This window comes from Amycolatopsis sp. NBC_01286, from assembly GCF_035982555.1.
Classification (GTDB): domain Bacteria; phylum Actinomycetota; class Actinomycetes; order Mycobacteriales; family Pseudonocardiaceae; genus Amycolatopsis.
In genome coordinates this window covers 6,650,491-6,665,572 of sequence record NZ_CP108428.1, presented here as the reverse complement: position 1 = coordinate 6,665,572, position 15,082 = coordinate 6,650,491, and the positions used below count along the sequence as shown (strand labels likewise).

Genomic DNA, 15,082 nt, shown 5'->3' with positions numbered 1-15,082 from the left:
GTCGACTCCGCTGGCGTCGCCCACTCCCGGGGGTCTCCCCGGGCCGTCAAGGGTGCCACAGGTCACTGCCCGTGCCGGCCCAAGCCGGTTCGTCCATCCGGTGGGTCGTTCGGTGCCACGGCGTTGTTACTCGGCCGGGCAGGCCATTCGGTGACCGGTGATCGCCTCGACCGGGATCTGCAGGAACCGCCGCCCGGCCTGGGACGGACACGGGCACAGGCAGGCGATCTCGGCGGCCGAGGAGTCCCGGAACTCGCCGGCCCGGCCGAGCAGGCTGACGAACCAGCCCGCGCCGAGGTCGGCGGCGAAGTCGTCGGCCTCGAACGCGACGACGGCGTCGCGCGCGCCGGCGTAGAGGGGACTGCCTTCGGGCACGGCGAACACGACGCTCTCCCCGACGACGGTGAACCGCACCGGGCGGACGGCCGGCATCGCCCGGTGGGTGAAGATCACCCGGCCGAGGCTCGCCGTCCGGAGCAGCGCGAGGCACTGCGCCCGGTCGAGCAAGAGCCCGAAGCCCACATCGTCAGCCATCTCGTCCCTGTGCTTCTCCTATGAATATTCCCGGCCACCAGCGTGATCCGTTGCCGAGGGTCGCCGGTAGGGCCGTTCGACCCGGCCACGCCCGGCCCGGCTCCGAAACCCCTACGACGGCGCCGTCCGCCAGTGCCGAAAGACCCGGGTCCGCACGGGCGCCCGGCCGGTGTGGCGGACACGCGGCGCGACCTACCGTCGTGACCGTCCGTTGCCGGCGTGCGTCCGAAGGAAGAGGTGAGGCCGATGCCGCCGCATTCCGCCGGGGGTGACTCCCCGCCCGCGGCGACGTTCTCGCTCGACACCGCGCTCGTCCGGCAGGCCGTCGCCGGCAACCGGGCCGCGGTGGCGGGGCTGCTGCGCGAGCTGCGGCCGATCGTGTTCCGCTACTGCCTCGGCCGGCTCGGGTCGTGGCAGGACGGCTCGTCCGACGCCGAGGACTGCGCCCAGGACGTGCTGCTCGCGGTGGTGCGCGCGCTGCCCGGCTACCGGTACGAGCTCGACGGGTTCCTGCCGTTCGTCTTCGGCATCGCCGCGCACAAGATCGCCGACTTCCACCGCCGCCGCTCCCGCGACCGCACCAGCCCGGTCGCGGAGCCGCCCGCCGGCCGCTCGGAGGGCGCGGAAGGCACCGACCCGACGGGCGAGGAGGTCCAGCGCTCCGCCGCGCTCGACTGGTCGTCCGGCCTGCTCGACACGCTCCCGCCGCGCCAGCGCGAGATCCTGGTGCTGCGCATCATCCTGGGCATGACCGCGGAGGAGACGGCGGTGGCGGTGGGGTTGAGCAGCGCGGGCGCGGTCCGCGTGGCCCAGCACCGGGCGCTCACGACCCTGCGGCGGAACCTGCAGGCGAAGAAGAGCGCCGAATCCACCTCGTGACGGGACCCCGGATGCTCTACCGCTTGAGCCCGCCGGGCACCGTGTCCTGGTGCGCCGCGCCCGGCGACGCGGTCTCGCGCGCCCCGGCCGAGCTGGACGCGTTGCCCTGGGCACCCGCGGAACGGGCCTTCGGTGCCGATCTGCTGCGGATCGCGGTCCGCCACGGGGTGGCGTCGCCGGCCGGGCTGGTCCTCGACGCCCGGCACACCGTCGACCTGGGCCGGGCCGACGGCCTGCGCAGCGACCAGCTCGCCATCGACGACGCCCAGGCGGGCCTGCGGGAGAGTGTCGCGATGCGGTTGATCGAGCAGGCCTACCCGGGATCGGGCGAGCTGGCCGCCCAGCTCGACGAGAAACTGCGGAAGGCGGCCGAAAACACCGCCCGGGAAGCCGAAGCGCAGCTCGCCGAGGTGCTGGCGGCCCCCGTGCGGCCGGCGCTGGCCGAGCACTGGCGACGGCTCGGCGGGCGGTACCCGGACTGACCGGCCGCCCCGTGCGATCATGCGCGGGTGCCTCCAGTGCTGATCGTCGTCGGCGGGCTGCCGGCGTCCGGGAAGACCACCGTGGCGACCGAACTGGCCCGCCGCACCGGGTTCTCCTACCTGCGCGTCGACACGATCGAGCAGGCGATCGTCCGCAGCACGCCGCTGGGCAACCCGCTCGGGCCGGTCGGGTACGTCGTCGCCTACGACGTCGCCGCGGACCTGCTGCGGACCGGCGTCAGCGTGATCGCCGAGTGCGTGAACTCCGTCGAGATCACCCGGAACGCCTGGCGGGACACCGGAACGGCGCACCGGGCGCGGGTACTGGAGACCGAGATCGTCTGCTCGGACCCGGTGGAACACCGGCGCCGCGCGGAAACCCGCGACACCGGCATCCCCGGCCACGTGCCGCCGACGTGGCCGCAGATCGTGGCCCGCGAGTACGAGCCGTGGACGCGTGACCGCCTCGTCGTCGACACCGCCGAGCGGTCGGCCGCCGAGGCGGCCGCGCTCATCGAAGCGGCTGCGCGGCCTTGACGTCGATTGCCGCGGTTCCGGCGGCGCCGCACTGAATTCCCGAGCGGCGACGAACAAAGAGCGTCGCCGAATGCGGGGACACCCGTTGAACGCACTTCCCGGGCGTGCACCAGGGATATCGCCGGGCCGGCGACCGGCGGGCATTCGAGGTGCTTCACTGAGGGATACGGCTGCCGGTTCGGATCGGTTCAAAGAATTTTCCGCGGGTTTCGCCACACCCCCGGAAGCTGGACAACCACCCGGTCCAGGCCCCAGGATGGCCGCCGTCACCAACTACTTGAGAGCGCAACCAGCGTACACGAACGGCTACCCAGCGTGACGCACCCGCGGGCCGCCGCGAGCGCGTCCTGTGCACGGCGCTATTCGCGCACGCCATTCTTCGCGCATTTCCGGGGACCATTCACGACCACGTCCGACTACGGAAACGGAAACCGGACCTGACGGTTCGTGATGGTCGGAAACACCTTCTTGCCCGGTGTCAAACCCCGGTGTAGCGTCCATAACGGAACGATAACCACCCGGTCGACGGCGTGGTCACGGGCAGGTGACCACACGTCCCACTGATGTCGGGTCAGTGGGCGGCCGGTCGTCGTTCCTCCCCTGCAGACGCCTTTCCTGACTGGTACGCCCCTGGGCTCGTACCGGTCAGTGTCGCGTTTCCCGCCAGCCCGACACCCGGAGGATCCATGTCCCGCACCCAAGGACGGCATCGGCTTTCGCGCAGAACGAAGATCGCCACCGGCGGTCTCGCCCTCGCGATGGCCGTCGGCGGCATCGTCGTCGCCACCACGACCGGCAACACCGGACAGGCCAGCGCCGACGAGGTCGATCCCGCGCTCTTCGTCGACATCCTGAAGGTGGCGCCGAACCAGTTCGACCCGCGGCCGGTCAGCGGCGCGGCGACGGGCACGTTCACCGTCGACTGCGGCCGCAACGAGAACGGCCACTTCAACCCCGACAACTTCATCGCCCAGCCCGGCGTCCGCAACGGCGCCCAGCACCTGCACGACTACGTCGGCAACCTCTCGACGAACGCCGACTCGAACAACAAGAGCCTCGTCAAGGCCGGCACCACCTGCCGCAACGGCGACAAGTCCGCCTACTACTGGCCGGTCGTGCGCATCGACACCGGCGAGGAAGAGGCGAAGAACGAGCCCGCGAAGGCGCCGGACGGCGACCGGGCCCAGGCCGACCAGGAGGCGAAGACCGTCCAGGTCGCCTGCCCCGACGTCGCCAGCAAGCTGCCGGACGTGCCCGACCAGGCGATGGCCGAGGTCGAGAGCAACCTGGACCAGCTCGACGGCCAGACCGACGAGGCCAACCAGCGCGTCGCCTCGACGCAGGGCCAGGGTGGCGCGGACTTCGTGCGCAACGCGATCCTGACGCCGCTCAAGGACCGGCGCGCCGCGATCCTGGAGCGCATCGCCATCGCGATCGGCCGCTTCACGCAGAAGCCGCGCGACCTGGGCGGGCTCGCGCCGTGCGCGCCGAAGCCGGGCAAGGACCCGGGCACCGGCGCGACTCCCCCGCCGAGCACCACCGCGGGCGGCGCGCTGCCGGGCCAGGACGAGAACAACGAGCTGCCCGAGAACGACGGCGTGATCCAGCGGCCGCAGAAGGTCCAGCTCACGTTCCGGGGCAGCCCGACGGGCAAGGTCGTGGCCATGCCGAAGTTCCTGCGCGTGCTCTACGGCGACGCGAAGGTGTCGACCAACGGGCCGGCCAACGCCCGCGCGAGCTGGACGTGCAGCGGCTTCGAGAACCGCGTCACCGACAAGTACCCGATCTGCCCGCAGAACAGCAAGGTCAAGCGCATCCACACGTTCCCGAGCTGCTGGGACGGGCAGAACATCGACAGTGCCAACCACCGCACGCACATCGTGTTCCCGGACCAGGCCGGCTGGTGCCCGAAGGGCTTCAAGGCCGTGCCGCAGCTGCAGATCACGCTGACCTACGACATCCCGCACGACATCCAGGTCAAGAAGCAGTACAAAGTGGACTCCTTCCCGCAGGAGCACCACAACCCGCTCTCCGACCACGACGACTTCGCGAACGTGATGTCGCAGCGGATCATGAGCGGCCTGGTCAACTGCGTCAACCGCGGCCGGACCTGCCGGGCCTGACCACAGCGGACAGTCCGAAGCGCCCCGCCGTCCACTCCGGGCGGCGGGGCGCTTTCGCGTGCGCCCCGCACGCGGCGGCCGTGGATTCCGCACGGACCGGGACGTGCGGATCGCACTCCAGGAGACGTCACCGCGCACGCCCGCGGCCGAAACTGGCACCAACAGCACAACCGCACAGAAGGGAACGCAGTCGCAGCCCAGCTCCCCCGGTGCCGCGGCCCCCGCCCCCGGGGCCGCGGCACGCTCCGTTCCGACAAGGGATCCGCCATGCCTTCCGACGACGTCCGCCCGGAACTGACCGGGGTCGAGGTCCACGACCTCGAGCCGGCCCTGTGCCTGCTCATCACACCGAACGGTGGCCAGTACCCGATCCCGGTGCCGGCCGCGGAGGTCCGCGCGTGGATCGCGCGCTGCGACGGCACCCGCACCCGGGCCGAGCTGCTCGCCGGGGTGAACCCCGGCTACGCGGAACTGCTCGACGTCCTCACCGACGAAGGCGGCCTCCGCCCCGCGACGGACGGCGCGAGCCGCGTGGCCGCGACCACCGTCCTCATCGCCGGGACGCCCGAGCTGACCGCGCCGCTCGCGCAGATCCTCGCCCCGGCCGGGTACGCGCGGGTCCAGACGCTCTCCGACGTCGACGGTCCCTTCCCCGTCAACCCGGCCGACGCCGTCGTCGTCGCCGCGTTCACCCACCCGGCGTACTCCGAGCTCACCGCCCTCGACGCGTTCTGCGCCGACCGCGGCGTACGGCTGCTGCCGTTCCGCTGTGAACGCGGCCAGGGCATCGCCGGGCCCGCGATCACCCCCGGCGGCCCCGGCCCCGACTTCGCCGACGTGCTCGACCGGCGGCGGTCCGCGGCCCCCGACCCGCGCGTGATCGACGCCTTCGCCACCGCCGACCCGCCGCCCGGCCGGCGGTTCCGCCCGATCGACGCCCGCTGGATGCTGACCGTGCTCGCCGTCCAGCTGGAGCGCTGGCTCGCCGGCGAACCCGCCGAGACGACCACCGGCGAGCTCGAGCTCGACCCCGTCCGGCTGAGCGTGCTCCCCCGGCCCGTCTTGCCGTTCCCGGACCGCACCCGCGCGATCGAGGCGCGCGGCCCGCGCCCGGACCTGCTCGTCGACGACCGGACCGGCATCGTGACCGCCGTCCACGAGATCCCGCCCGCTCCCGGCCTGCCCGCCCGCCTGAAGGTGTGCGCCGTGGACGTCGCCGACATGCACCGGGTCGCCGACTGGGCCAACGACCGCCGGGCGGTCGGCACGTCGTGGCACGACTTCGACGTCGCCCGCGACGCCGCGATCGGCAAGGCCGTCGAACGCTACTGCGGCAGCTGGCTGCCCGCGGACCGCGAGCTGCGGCACGCCAGCTACCTGCGGCTGTGCCGGCAGGGCGTGCCCGCGCTCGACCCGCGTCGCCTGAACCTGTACTCACCGCGGCAGTACGCCGTCCCCGGGTTTCCCTTCGCGCCGCTGACGCCCGACACGGAATGCGCGTGGATCGAAGCCTTTTCCCACACGACGCGGGAGGCGCTGTGGGTCCCCGCGTGCCTCGTCTCCGACCGGCCCGAGCCCGACGGCGCCCGGTTCACCGATCCCCTGCTCGCCGGCCTCGCCGGGGGGACGAGCAGGGAACACGCCGTGACCTCGGGCCTGGAAGCGGTGCTCGAGCAGGACACGACGATGCTCTGGTGGGCCAACACGCCGCGGTTGCGCCGGCTGCCGGTCCCGGCCGAGCTCCGCGCGCTGATCGCCGACACCGCCGATACCCACGACGTCACGCTGATCCCGCTGGACAACGAGTTCGGCGTCCCGGTCGTCGCGGCGGCCGTGCTCGACCGGGCCCGGCGCCGGCTGTCCATCGGCACCGCCACCCGGCCCGACGCGTTCGAGGCGGCCAAGCAAGCGCTCGCCGACGGGTTCGCGCGGCAGCACGCCGACGCGGCCCTCGACCCGCGGGCCGTGACCCGGGTGGCGCCGTGGGTGCTCGACCTGCCGGTGCGCCCGTGGGAGGGGTTGCCGTCGGTGGGCGAGCGGGGGCTCAAGGCCTACCGGGAACGCGTCGAGGAGCGGGGTTTCGAGGTGATCAGCGTCGACCTGACCACGCGGGACGTCGCGAGCGCCGGGTTCCACGCCGCGCACACGATCGTGCCGGGGCTGGTGCCCCGCTTCCCGGCCGGCGCGCCGTACTGGGGCGCCGGGCGGATCCGGCGTGCCGCGGTCGACCTCGGCTGGCGGCCGGCGCCGTTGCCCGAGGAGCGGCTGAACGTCTTCCCGTTCCCGCACGCGTGACGCTCACGAGCGCAGGGCTTCGCGTTCCGCGGCCGTGAGCGCGTTCTCCGTCACCACGGAGAGCCCGGCCACGACGGCGAACGCCAGCACGGCCATCACGGCGAACACCGCGTGCAGGCCGAGGGTCTGGGAGAGCACGCCGGCCGCGAGGGCGCCGAGGGACTTGGTGCCCCACGCCACCAGCCGGTAGCTGCTGTTGAGCCGGCCGAGCAGGCGGTCGGGGGTGAGGCGCTGGCGCAGGGACACCATGACGACGTTGGACATCACGATCCCCAGGCCGCCGAGGAAGAACCCGGCGGCGACGGCGACGGGGTTCGTCGTCACCGCGAGCACGCCGATCGTCAGGCCGCCGGCGAGCCAGGACACCCAGAGCGTGCCGATCCGGCCGATCAGGCGCTCCACCGGTTCGGCGAGGAACGACCCGGCGAGGCCGCCCGCGGCGTTGGTGGCCATCACCAGGCCGAAGGCCGGCTCGGACAGGCCCATCGCCGAGCCCGGGCCGACCGCGTAGAGCACGAACACCGCGAAGGTCGCGCCGGTGGCGAAGTTGAAGGTGCCGACCATGACCGAGAACGTCCGCAACACCTTGTGCCGCACCAGGAACCGCACGCCTTCGGCGATGTCCGCGCGCAGGGTGGTGTGCCCGGGCCGCTCGATCCGGTAGGTCCCGCGCACCAGGAGCAACGCCGCCACGGCCACCGCCCACAACGCCATCGGCGTCACGAACGCGGCGAACACCCCGGCCGCGACGAGCAGCCCGGCCAGCGGCGGGCCGGCGAACTCGTTGGCCGTCTGCTCGGCGGCGTACATCCGGCCGTTGGCGGCCGAGAGCCGCTCGCGCCCGACGACCTGCGGGACGATCGACTGCGCGGCCGTGTCGTAGACGGTCTCGGCGAACCCGACCCCCGCGGCGACGACGTACAGGGCCCAGATCGACCCGCCGCCGAAGACGGTCATGAGCGTGACGACGGCGAGCAGCCCACCGCGCACCAGGTTCGCGCCGAGCATCGCCCGCCGGCGGTCGATCCGGTCGACCAGCGCGCCGGCGGGCAGCGCGAAGAGCAGCCACGGCACGGTGAAGGCGAAGGCCAGCCCGGCGATCAGGGCCGGCGACCGCGTGTAGCCGACGGCCACCAGCGGCAACGCGACCTTCAGGACGCCGTCGGCGAGGCTCGACAGCCCCGCCGCCGTCCACAGCCGCCAATAGGTGCTGCCCAGGCCCTTCGTCTCCATACGATCGAGGATTACACATCGATGGGGAATTCTCCATCGATGTGTCGGAACTCGATCGATGGACTACGCTGCGTTCATGACCGAACCCCGCCGGCGGCGGCCGGCGACCCCGCGGGAGGCGAAGGCCCTCGGCCACCCGCTGCGCCTGCGGATCATGCGGATGTGCCTGGTCGAGGAGCTGACGAACAAGCAGCTCGCCGACCGCCTCGACCGCGATCCCGGCACGGTCCTGCACCACGTGCGCCAGCTGGTCGCCGCCGGACTGCTGGAGCCGGCCCCGGTCCGCACGGGGACCAGCGGCGCGCTGGAGAAGCCGTACCGGTCGAACAACGAGACGTGGTGGCTGGACGGCCCGCTGGCCGGCGCCGACCCCGAGACGCGGTTCGCGCCGATCGAGATCTTCCAGGAGGAGCTGCGGGCCTCGGGTCCGGAGTCGGTGGCGGTGCACGAGAAGTTCCTGCTGCACCTGTCCCCCGACGAGGTCCGGGAGCTGGACCGGCGCATCCTGGCGGTCCTGGACGAGTACGTGGCGACCGACCACGAACGCCTGGACCGCCCGGCCCTGGGCGGGATCTTCGTGCTGCACCACCTGAAACCCGGCAGCTGACCCGCTTTACCCGAAAGCCGTGAATGCCACATCGAGGGACCTAGTGTCCGTCAATGTGGCATTCACGGCTTTGCCGCGGTGCGCGTCAGGCGGTCAGTGGTTCACCTTGAACCACGGCTGCGACCAGCCGAGGTAGGTCTGACCCCACTTGCTCTTGATCTGCGCGATCGTGGTCTCGGTGTAGGTGCCCGCGCCGTTGATGTCGTTCGACAGGAACTTGCCGCCACCGATGGAGATCATCGTGTGGCCCGAGCCGCCGTTGGAGAAGAACGCGAGGCCGCCGGCCGGGACGTCGGTGCTGCCCGCGTGCTTGTACTGGCCGGGGATCTGCGTCCAGTGCACGTACGCCGTGGTCGAGCCGCTCGCGGAGAAGCCGTAGTTCTGGGCGTTGATGCGGTCGCACCAGCCGTCGTAGGCCGGGTCGTTGTTGGTGTGCACCCGCGACTTCGCCTTGGTGACGGCCTGGGCGCACGTGTTCGCGTCGCCCAGCCCGGACGTCGAGCAGGTCGCCGCCGGCGGGGTCGGGACGTCGGTGCAGTCCGGCGCGATGCGGCCGTCGGAGCCGGTGTAGACGTAGGTGTCAGTGATAAATCCGCTCGGGACGTGATCCCAGACGGTACTTGTGCCGTACTTGCCGGTGACCGACTCGCCGGTGGTCTGGCAGTCGATGTCGACGGCGGTGCCGTCGGCGACCGTGCCGTTCGAGCCCGCGCCCGTGCTCGGCGCCGAGCGCACGGTCAGCGGCGCGCCCGAGTCGGTGTGCACCGTGCCGGTGGCCGCGAGCGCCGGGGTGGCGCCGACCAGCACGATCGCCGCGGCGATGCCGACCACCCCGGCCGCCCGCTTGCCGATGCGAATCCTCATGAGTCCGTCCTCCGTCGTTTCCGTTGTGCCGACAGAGTGACGAGCGCCGGTACAAGCCCCGTACAAACGCCCGGGCGGCTCGTGGAGATACGGCAAAAGGGACAGGCCCCGCCGGGGAAGGCGGGGCCTGTCCGGTGGAGCGAACTCAGGCCAGGTACTCGGCCGCCGCGCGCAGGCTGACGTACGAGCCGCTGAACGTGTCCAGCCGCGGGCCGTCCCCGGTGAGCGGTCCCGGCGCGCCCGTCTCGACGCGGATGAAGTCCACAGCAGACTCCCCCAGCGCCGTCAGCAGCTCCCGCACCCGCGGGTGCCGGTGCGCCTCGCGCGTCACGACGACGACGCTCGAGAACCCTTGCGCCGCTTCGAGGATCACGTCGAGGTCGGCCGGGCCGGCGGTGATCGCCCGCGTCCCCGGCACCAGCTCGGCCAGGTGCGCGCCGAGGCCCCACGGCATCGGGCCGGCCGCGATGGTCGGCTCGGTCTGGACGTCCACCACCAGGGGCGGGCCGTCCAGCCGCGGTTCACCGGTGACGCGCAGGGCCTTGCGGGCCGCTTCCAGGCCGAGCCGCCGGTCGACCGGGCCGACCGTCGCCGGGGCCGGGTCGGTGCCCAGCGAGGCCGTCCGCTCGGCCGCGTCCGCCAGCCGTTCGAGGGGCAGCTCCCCCGACGCCACCGCGGCCACGATCGCCGCGTTGATGGCGTCCAGGGCGTCGGCCTCGAAGGCCGCGCCGCCGATGCAGAGCGCGTCCGCGCCGGCGATCAGCGCCCGGACCGCCGAGTGGCCGAGGCCGTCGTGGCGGCCGTACGCGCCGGACACCGCGCCCATCTCCAGCGCGTCGGTGATGATCGCGCCGGTGAAGCCCAGCTCGCCGCGCAGGACGTCGGTGAGCGCCACCCGGTTGAGCGTGGCCGGTTCGTCGCCCCAGGCCCGCACGACCAGGTGACCGGTCATCACCGCGCGCACGCCGGCCCGGATCGCCGCGGCGAACGGGACCAGCTCGATCTCGCGCAGCTCTTCCGGCGTCCGCGGCAGCACCGGCAGCGCGACGTGCGAGTCCTCCGTCGCCGCGCCGTGGCCCGGGAAGTGCTTGGCGCACGCCGCGACGCCGTACTTCTGCAGGCCGGTGACGTACGCCGCGACGTGCGGGGACGCCTTCACCGGGTCGGACCCGAACGCCCGGACGCCGATGATCGGGTCCTCGGCCGCCAGGGTCAGGTCCGCGCACGGCGCCAGGTTGATCGTGACGCCGCAGGCCGCGAGCCGTTCGCCCAGCGCGGCGGCGACCGCCGTGGTCAGCTCCGGGTCGTCGGCCGCGCCGAGGGCCAGCGGCCCCGGCACGAACGACCCGGTGTTGACGTCGAGGCGGGTCACGTCGCCGCCCTCCTCGTCGATGCCGACGACGACGCCGTCACGCTCGCCCCGCAGCTGGGCGGTGAGCGCGGCGACCTGCTCGTCGTCGACGACGTTGCGGCCGAACAGGATCACCCCGCCGAGCCCGTCGGCCACGCGGCTGCGCAGCCAGCCGGGCGCGGTGGTCCCGGCGAACCCGGGCAGGAGGACGGCCTCGGCGAGTTTCTCGGGTGAAGACAACAGCTACCCCTTCACGGCGCCGGCGGTCACGCCGGACACGAGCTTGCGCTGCACGATCAGGAAGAACACCAGCGCCGGGATCGCGTAGATCACCGACGCGGCCATCACGCCGCCCCAGTCGGTGGCGAACGCCGTGCGGAACGACGCCAGCCACACCGGCAGCGTCTCCTTCTGCTTGTCCCTGATGAACACCAGGGCGAACAGGTACTCGTTCCACGCCGTGATGAAGCTGAACACCGACGTCGTGACCAGCCCCGGCCCGAGCAGCGGCAGCGTCACCCGGCGGAACGCGCCGGTCTGGCTGCAGCCGTCGATCATCGCGGCCTCTTCCAGCTCGTACGGGATCCCGTTGACGAAGCCGTAGAGCATCCAGACCGTGAACGGCAGCGTGGTGGCGAAGTAGATCAGCAGCAGCGACGGCAGCGTGTTGAGCAGCCCGGCGTCCCGCATCAGCAGGAACAGCGGGATGAACAGCGCCGACACCGGCGCCAGCTGCGCCACCATGACCAGGACCAGGAAGCCCTTGCGGCCGGTGAACCGCAGCCGCGAGAGCGGGATGGCCGCCAGCGTCCCCGCGACCAGCGCGCACAGCACCGACCCGACCGTGACGATCAGGCTGTTGAGCAGGTAGGTCGGGAAGTTGTCCTTGGTCAGCGCGGTGGCGAAGTTGCCGAAGGAGAACGACGTCGGGATCAGGTCGTACTTGGGCGAGAGGATCTCACCGGGCGTGCGCAGCGACGTGACGAACATCCAGTACGTCGGGAAGACGACCGCCAGCGCCACGAGGAGGCCGACGACCGAGAGCACGATTCGCTGTGACAGCGACTTCTTCACGCCAGATCACCTTCCTTGGTCCGGGTGAGCAGCTGGATGTACCGGCCGGTGATGAGGGCCAGCACGATCAGCATCAGGGTCGCGATCGCGCCCGCCGCGCCGAAGTGGTTGCCCGCGATGCCCTTGAGGTACAGCACGACGGCCAGCGTGGTGCTCCCGCCGTCCGGGCCGCCCTCGCGGATCGCCCAGATCTGGGCGAAGGCGTTGAAGTCCCACAACACCGACAGGAAGGTCACCATCGTGGTGATCGGCCGGATGGCGGGCCAGGTGACCGCGCGGAACGTCTGCCACGGCCCGGCGCCGTCGATGCCGGCGGCCTCGTACTGCTCGCGCGGGACGCCGATGAGCCCCGCGTAGAGCGAGAACGTCACGAACGGCACGGCCTGCCAGACGATGAGCAGCCCGATCACCGACAGCGTGCTCGGGCCGCTGGAGAACCAGGAGAACCCGATGAAGCTGTGGAACCCGAGCCGGTCGAGGGTCTTGTTGAGGATGCCGTACTGCTCGTCGAAGATCCACTGGAACACCGTGGTCGTCGCGATCACCGGGGTCGCCCAGGCCAGCACGAGCGTCACCTGCACGATGATCCGCACGACCGGGTCGAGGTGACGCATCAGCACGGCCAGCAGCAGGCCACCGAGGATGGTGGCGGCCACGATGGACGCGGTGAACACCAGCGTCCGGACCGTGATGGTCCAGAACTCCGGGTCCGACAGCGTGTTGGTGTAGTTGTCGAAGCCGATCCACACGGTCTTGCCGGAGATCAGCTGGCCGATGTCGAGCTTGCGGAAACTGATCGCGAGCACCTGGACCAGCGGCCAGGCGAGCAGCACGAGGATCGCGGCGAGCGCGGGCAGGAGCAGCAGGTACGGGAGGATCCGGTCGCCGAACCGGCTCTTCCTGCGCTTCTTGGCCCGCGTGGCGCGCGGCGATGCCGGCGGGGTCGCCCCCGCCGGCATCGTCACATTGGCGGTCGCTGTCATCCGCCGATGAGCTTGTTCAGCGCTGCGTTGGCGTCGGCGGTCGCCTGGTCGAGCGTCTTCTTGCCGGTCAGGTACGCGGTCAGCATGTCCTTGACCGGGTTCTGGCCGGACTCCACGTCACCCCACTTCGGGCTGGCCGGCACGGCCTTGCCGTTGGTGGAGGCCTTCGCCATCACGGTGCCCAGCGGGTCCTTGTCCAGGCCGGTCAGGTCGGTCGACGTGCCGGGCACGACGCCCGCGGCGGCCAGCTGGCTCTGGTACTTCGGGCTGGAGAGCAGCTTGATGTACTCCTTGGCGGCGGCCACGTTCTTGCTGTTGGCCGGGATCGCCAGGTTGGAGCCGCCCAGGAAGACCGGGGCGCTCTGGCCGGCGGTCTTGCTCGGGATCGCGAACGCGCCCGTCTTGGCGGTCAGGCTCGGGTCCGTCTTGGCCGCGGTCGGCAGCTCCCACGGAAGACCGATCATCATGGCCACCTTGCCGGCACCGTAGACGGTCGCCTGCTGCGGCTTGGCCTCGTCGGCGTCCTTCGGCGCCTTGGTGCCGGAGGTGTCGACGAGCTTCTTGTAGAAGTCCAGGCCCGCCTTCGCGCCGGCGCTGTCCAGCGTCGCCTTGAAGTTCTTGCCGTCGGCCTGGGCGATGTCGCCACCGTTGTCCCAGATGAACGAGAGCAGCGCGTACCAGTTCTGGCCCGGCATGTACAAGGGCTGGAAGTCGGGGTCGGACCCGAACTTCGTCTTCAGCTTGGTGATCGCGTCGATCCACTCGTCGTTCGACGTCGGCGTCTTGGTGATGCCGGCCTGCTCGAACATGTCCTTGCGGTAGATGACCTCACGGTTGGCCGCGTAGAACGGCACGCCGTAGGTCTTGCCGTCGTAGGCACCCGAGTCCGCGAGGCCCTTCAGCCACTGCGCACCGTTGAAGCTGTCCTTGTCGGCGGTCAGGTCGGTCAGCACGCCGTCCTGCGAGGCGAACGCCGCCGTCTGGGTGTTGCCGATCTCGATGACGTCCGGCGGAGCGCCACTCGCCAGCGCGGTGGTCAGCTTCTGCTGGATGCCGTCCCACTGCTGGACTTCGTACTTGACCTTGGCGCCCGGGTGGGCGGCCTCGAACTCCTTGTTGAGCGCGTCGGTCAGCGTGGCCGGCGCGGAACCCGTCATCAGCCAGACCGTGACGTCCCCGGTGATCTGCGCGGGAGCACCGCTCGACGAAGCGGCGGTGTCGGTGCCGCTGGAACCCGCGCAGCCCGCGGTCACGAGGGTCAGTGCGGCGGCGCCCGCCGCCAGCTTGAGCCAGCGTTTCACTCGTTGCCGTCCTTTCGATGCCCGGCCACGGTGGCCAGGCGCCCCAAATGGTGTAGACCAATGTTGGGGTTAGAGTGGTACGTACCACAGGCCCTGTCAAGGCGGTTGCCAAGACGTTGTAATCGCTCCAGGCACTCTGACGGGGAGTAGTCGCACCGTTACCGGCGCCGGGGAGAAAGGTGACGGAAGTCGCCCGAATAGGAAGGCGTCCCGGACGTTTTTCACCGGCCCGAACGGGTATTCCCACACGCCGGAATATCGCGGTACGGGCGAAAGAAAGCCGCCCCGGGAGCGCCCCGGGGCGGCGGTTCGGCGAGCGTTTCGACTGGTGGGACCGGGTGCCGCCGGCCGCGGCGCGTGGCCGTCCGCACCGGCGCGTCGACGCCACCGAAACCGCTGATACGCCGGACCACGTCGCAGAACACGCGCGCGCCCGCGAGCGCGGAAGAAATGCGGGTACTGGCCGTGTTCGTCAGGGTCGTGCGGCACCGGGTTCGCGCGTAACGCGGCATTCCGGGCGACCTGCAGCACGACCATGCCTCGGGCGAGAGCACCCCTTCGGGTTGGTGTACGAACCAGTGCGTTCAGAGTTACCGGCCGGTTCCGCGCGGATGCGGACCCGCCGGACATCCACCTGCTGATCAGCTCGCTCCGCGTGTTCCGGCCGGCGAACCGCCCCGAGTTCCAGGCGAGCTTCGGCCGCGACATGCCCGCCCCGGCGACGAGCCGCCCGAAAAGGATCTCTTGACACTCAGGGCACCTTCTCGCACTCTGTGTTAACTAACCAGATCGTACATTGGCACCGCTTCCCCGCCGACT

14 protein-coding genes are annotated in these 15,082 nt (G+C 71.5%); 7 read left to right on the top strand and 7 right to left on the bottom strand.

Annotation, left to right across the window (positions count from 1 at the left end; all coding sequences use genetic code 11):
• Positions 1 to 126: 126 nt before the first annotated feature.
• Complete coding sequence (locus OG570_RS31520; RefSeq protein WP_326950370.1) at positions 127 to 534, bottom strand: pyridoxamine 5'-phosphate oxidase family protein; 408 nt, start codon at positions 532 to 534, stop codon at positions 127 to 129.
• A 246-nt stretch (positions 535 to 780) separates the two neighbouring features.
• On the opposite strand from OG570_RS31520, the gene OG570_RS31515 reads away from it, so the two are divergent.
• The 5 genes from OG570_RS31515 to OG570_RS31495 all read left to right on the top strand — a co-directional run bounded on the left by OG570_RS31515 (position 781) and on the right by OG570_RS31495 (position 6,850).
• Positions 781 to 1,413 (top strand): sigma-70 family RNA polymerase sigma factor, encoded by a 633-nt coding sequence (locus tag OG570_RS31515; RefSeq protein WP_326952717.1) that lies wholly within the window; start codon positions 781 to 783, stop codon positions 1,411 to 1,413.
• Positions 1,410 to 1,895 (top strand): hypothetical protein, encoded by a 486-nt coding sequence (locus OG570_RS31510; RefSeq protein WP_247052517.1) that lies wholly within the window; start codon positions 1,410 to 1,412, stop codon positions 1,893 to 1,895. The genes OG570_RS31515 and OG570_RS31510 overlap by 4 nt, the downstream gene beginning before the upstream one ends.
• Positions 1,896 to 1,922: 27 nt before the next feature.
• Positions 1,923 to 2,432: an AAA family ATPase gene (locus OG570_RS31505; protein ID WP_326952716.1), complete on the top strand. Its 510-nt coding sequence runs from the start codon at positions 1,923 to 1,925 to the stop codon at positions 2,430 to 2,432.
• A gap of 686 nt (positions 2,433 to 3,118) precedes the next feature.
• Positions 3,119 to 4,555 (top strand): DUF1996 domain-containing protein, encoded by a 1,437-nt coding sequence (locus tag OG570_RS31500; protein WP_326950373.1) that lies wholly within the window; start codon positions 3,119 to 3,121, stop codon positions 4,553 to 4,555.
• Positions 4,556 to 4,822: 267 nt separating this feature from the next.
• Positions 4,823 to 6,850, top strand: a complete 2,028-nt coding sequence (locus tag OG570_RS31495) for a YcaO-like family protein (RefSeq protein ID WP_326952715.1) — start codon at positions 4,823 to 4,825, stop codon at positions 6,848 to 6,850.
• A 3-nt stretch (positions 6,851 to 6,853) separates the two neighbouring features.
• On the opposite strand, the gene OG570_RS31490 is transcribed toward OG570_RS31495, so the two are convergent.
• The gene (locus OG570_RS31490; protein WP_326952714.1) at positions 6,854 to 8,083 is read right to left on the bottom strand and encodes an MFS transporter; all 1,230 of its coding nucleotides are present in this window, start codon (positions 8,081 to 8,083) and stop codon (positions 6,854 to 6,856) included.
• Positions 8,084 to 8,159: 76 nt separating this feature from the next.
• Here OG570_RS31490 and OG570_RS31485 point away from each other — a divergent pair, with 76 nt between their 5' ends.
• Positions 8,160 to 8,690, top strand: a complete 531-nt coding sequence (locus tag OG570_RS31485; RefSeq protein WP_326952713.1) for an ArsR/SmtB family transcription factor — start codon at positions 8,160 to 8,162, stop codon at positions 8,688 to 8,690.
• A gap of 93 nt (positions 8,691 to 8,783) precedes the next feature.
• Here OG570_RS31485 and OG570_RS31480 read toward each other — a convergent pair whose 3' ends face one another.
• The 5 genes from OG570_RS31480 to OG570_RS31460 form a co-directional block, all read right to left on the bottom strand.
• A complete protein-coding gene (locus tag OG570_RS31480; RefSeq protein WP_326952712.1) occupies positions 8,784 to 9,554 on the bottom strand; it encodes a hypothetical protein in 771 nt (256 codons plus the stop codon).
• A 145-nt stretch (positions 9,555 to 9,699) separates the two neighbouring features.
• Positions 9,700 to 11,145, bottom strand: coding sequence for a glycoside hydrolase family 3 protein (locus OG570_RS31475; protein ID WP_326952710.1), 1,446 nt, complete (start codon positions 11,143 to 11,145; stop codon positions 9,700 to 9,702).
• Between the two features lie 3 nt (positions 11,146 to 11,148).
• Positions 11,149 to 11,979 carry a carbohydrate ABC transporter permease gene (locus tag OG570_RS31470; RefSeq protein WP_247052525.1) on the bottom strand — a complete coding sequence of 277 codons (831 nt, stop codon included), beginning with the start codon at positions 11,977 to 11,979 and terminating at the stop codon, positions 11,149 to 11,151.
• The gene (locus OG570_RS31465) at positions 11,976 to 12,962 is read right to left on the bottom strand and encodes a carbohydrate ABC transporter permease (RefSeq protein WP_326952709.1); all 987 of its coding nucleotides are present in this window, start codon (positions 12,960 to 12,962) and stop codon (positions 11,976 to 11,978) included. Before OG570_RS31465 ends, OG570_RS31470 begins: the two co-directional genes overlap by 4 nt.
• Complete coding sequence (locus OG570_RS31460) at positions 12,959 to 14,263, bottom strand: sugar ABC transporter substrate-binding protein (protein WP_326950380.1); 1,305 nt, start codon at positions 14,261 to 14,263, stop codon at positions 12,959 to 12,961. The genes OG570_RS31465 and OG570_RS31460 overlap by 4 nt, the downstream gene beginning before the upstream one ends.
• 535 nt (positions 14,264 to 14,798) lie before the next feature.
• Between OG570_RS31460 and OG570_RS31455 the strand changes: the two genes are divergently transcribed.
• Complete coding sequence (locus OG570_RS31455; RefSeq protein WP_326952708.1) at positions 14,799 to 15,011, top strand: hypothetical protein; 213 nt, start codon at positions 14,799 to 14,801, stop codon at positions 15,009 to 15,011.
• Positions 15,012 to 15,082 lie beyond the last annotated feature (71 nt).

Excerpts from the sequence above, each read along its gene's own strand:
- OG570_RS31520 (WP_326950370.1), bottom strand. The coding sequence starts at position 534 with ATGGCTGACGATGTGGGCTTCGGGCTCTTGCTCGACCGGGCGCAGTGC.
- OG570_RS31515 (WP_326952717.1), top strand. The coding sequence starts at position 781 with ATGCCGCCGCATTCCGCCGGGGGTGACTCCCCGCCCGCGGCGACGTTC.
- OG570_RS31500 (WP_326950373.1), top strand. The coding sequence starts at position 3,119 with ATGTCCCGCACCCAAGGACGGCATCGGCTTTCGCGCAGAACGAAGATC.
- OG570_RS31495 (WP_326952715.1), top strand. The coding sequence starts at position 4,823 with ATGCCTTCCGACGACGTCCGCCCGGAACTGACCGGGGTCGAGGTCCAC.
- OG570_RS31490 (WP_326952714.1), bottom strand. The coding sequence starts at position 8,083 with ATGGAGACGAAGGGCCTGGGCAGCACCTATTGGCGGCTGTGGACGGCG.
- OG570_RS31485 (WP_326952713.1), top strand. The coding sequence starts at position 8,160 with ATGACCGAACCCCGCCGGCGGCGGCCGGCGACCCCGCGGGAGGCGAAG.
- OG570_RS31480 (WP_326952712.1), bottom strand. The coding sequence starts at position 9,554 with ATGAGGATTCGCATCGGCAAGCGGGCGGCCGGGGTGGTCGGCATCGCC.
- OG570_RS31465 (WP_326952709.1), bottom strand. The coding sequence starts at position 12,962 with ATGACAGCGACCGCCAATGTGACGATGCCGGCGGGGGCGACCCCGCCG.
- OG570_RS31455 (WP_326952708.1), top strand. The coding sequence starts at position 14,799 with ATGCCTCGGGCGAGAGCACCCCTTCGGGTTGGTGTACGAACCAGTGCG.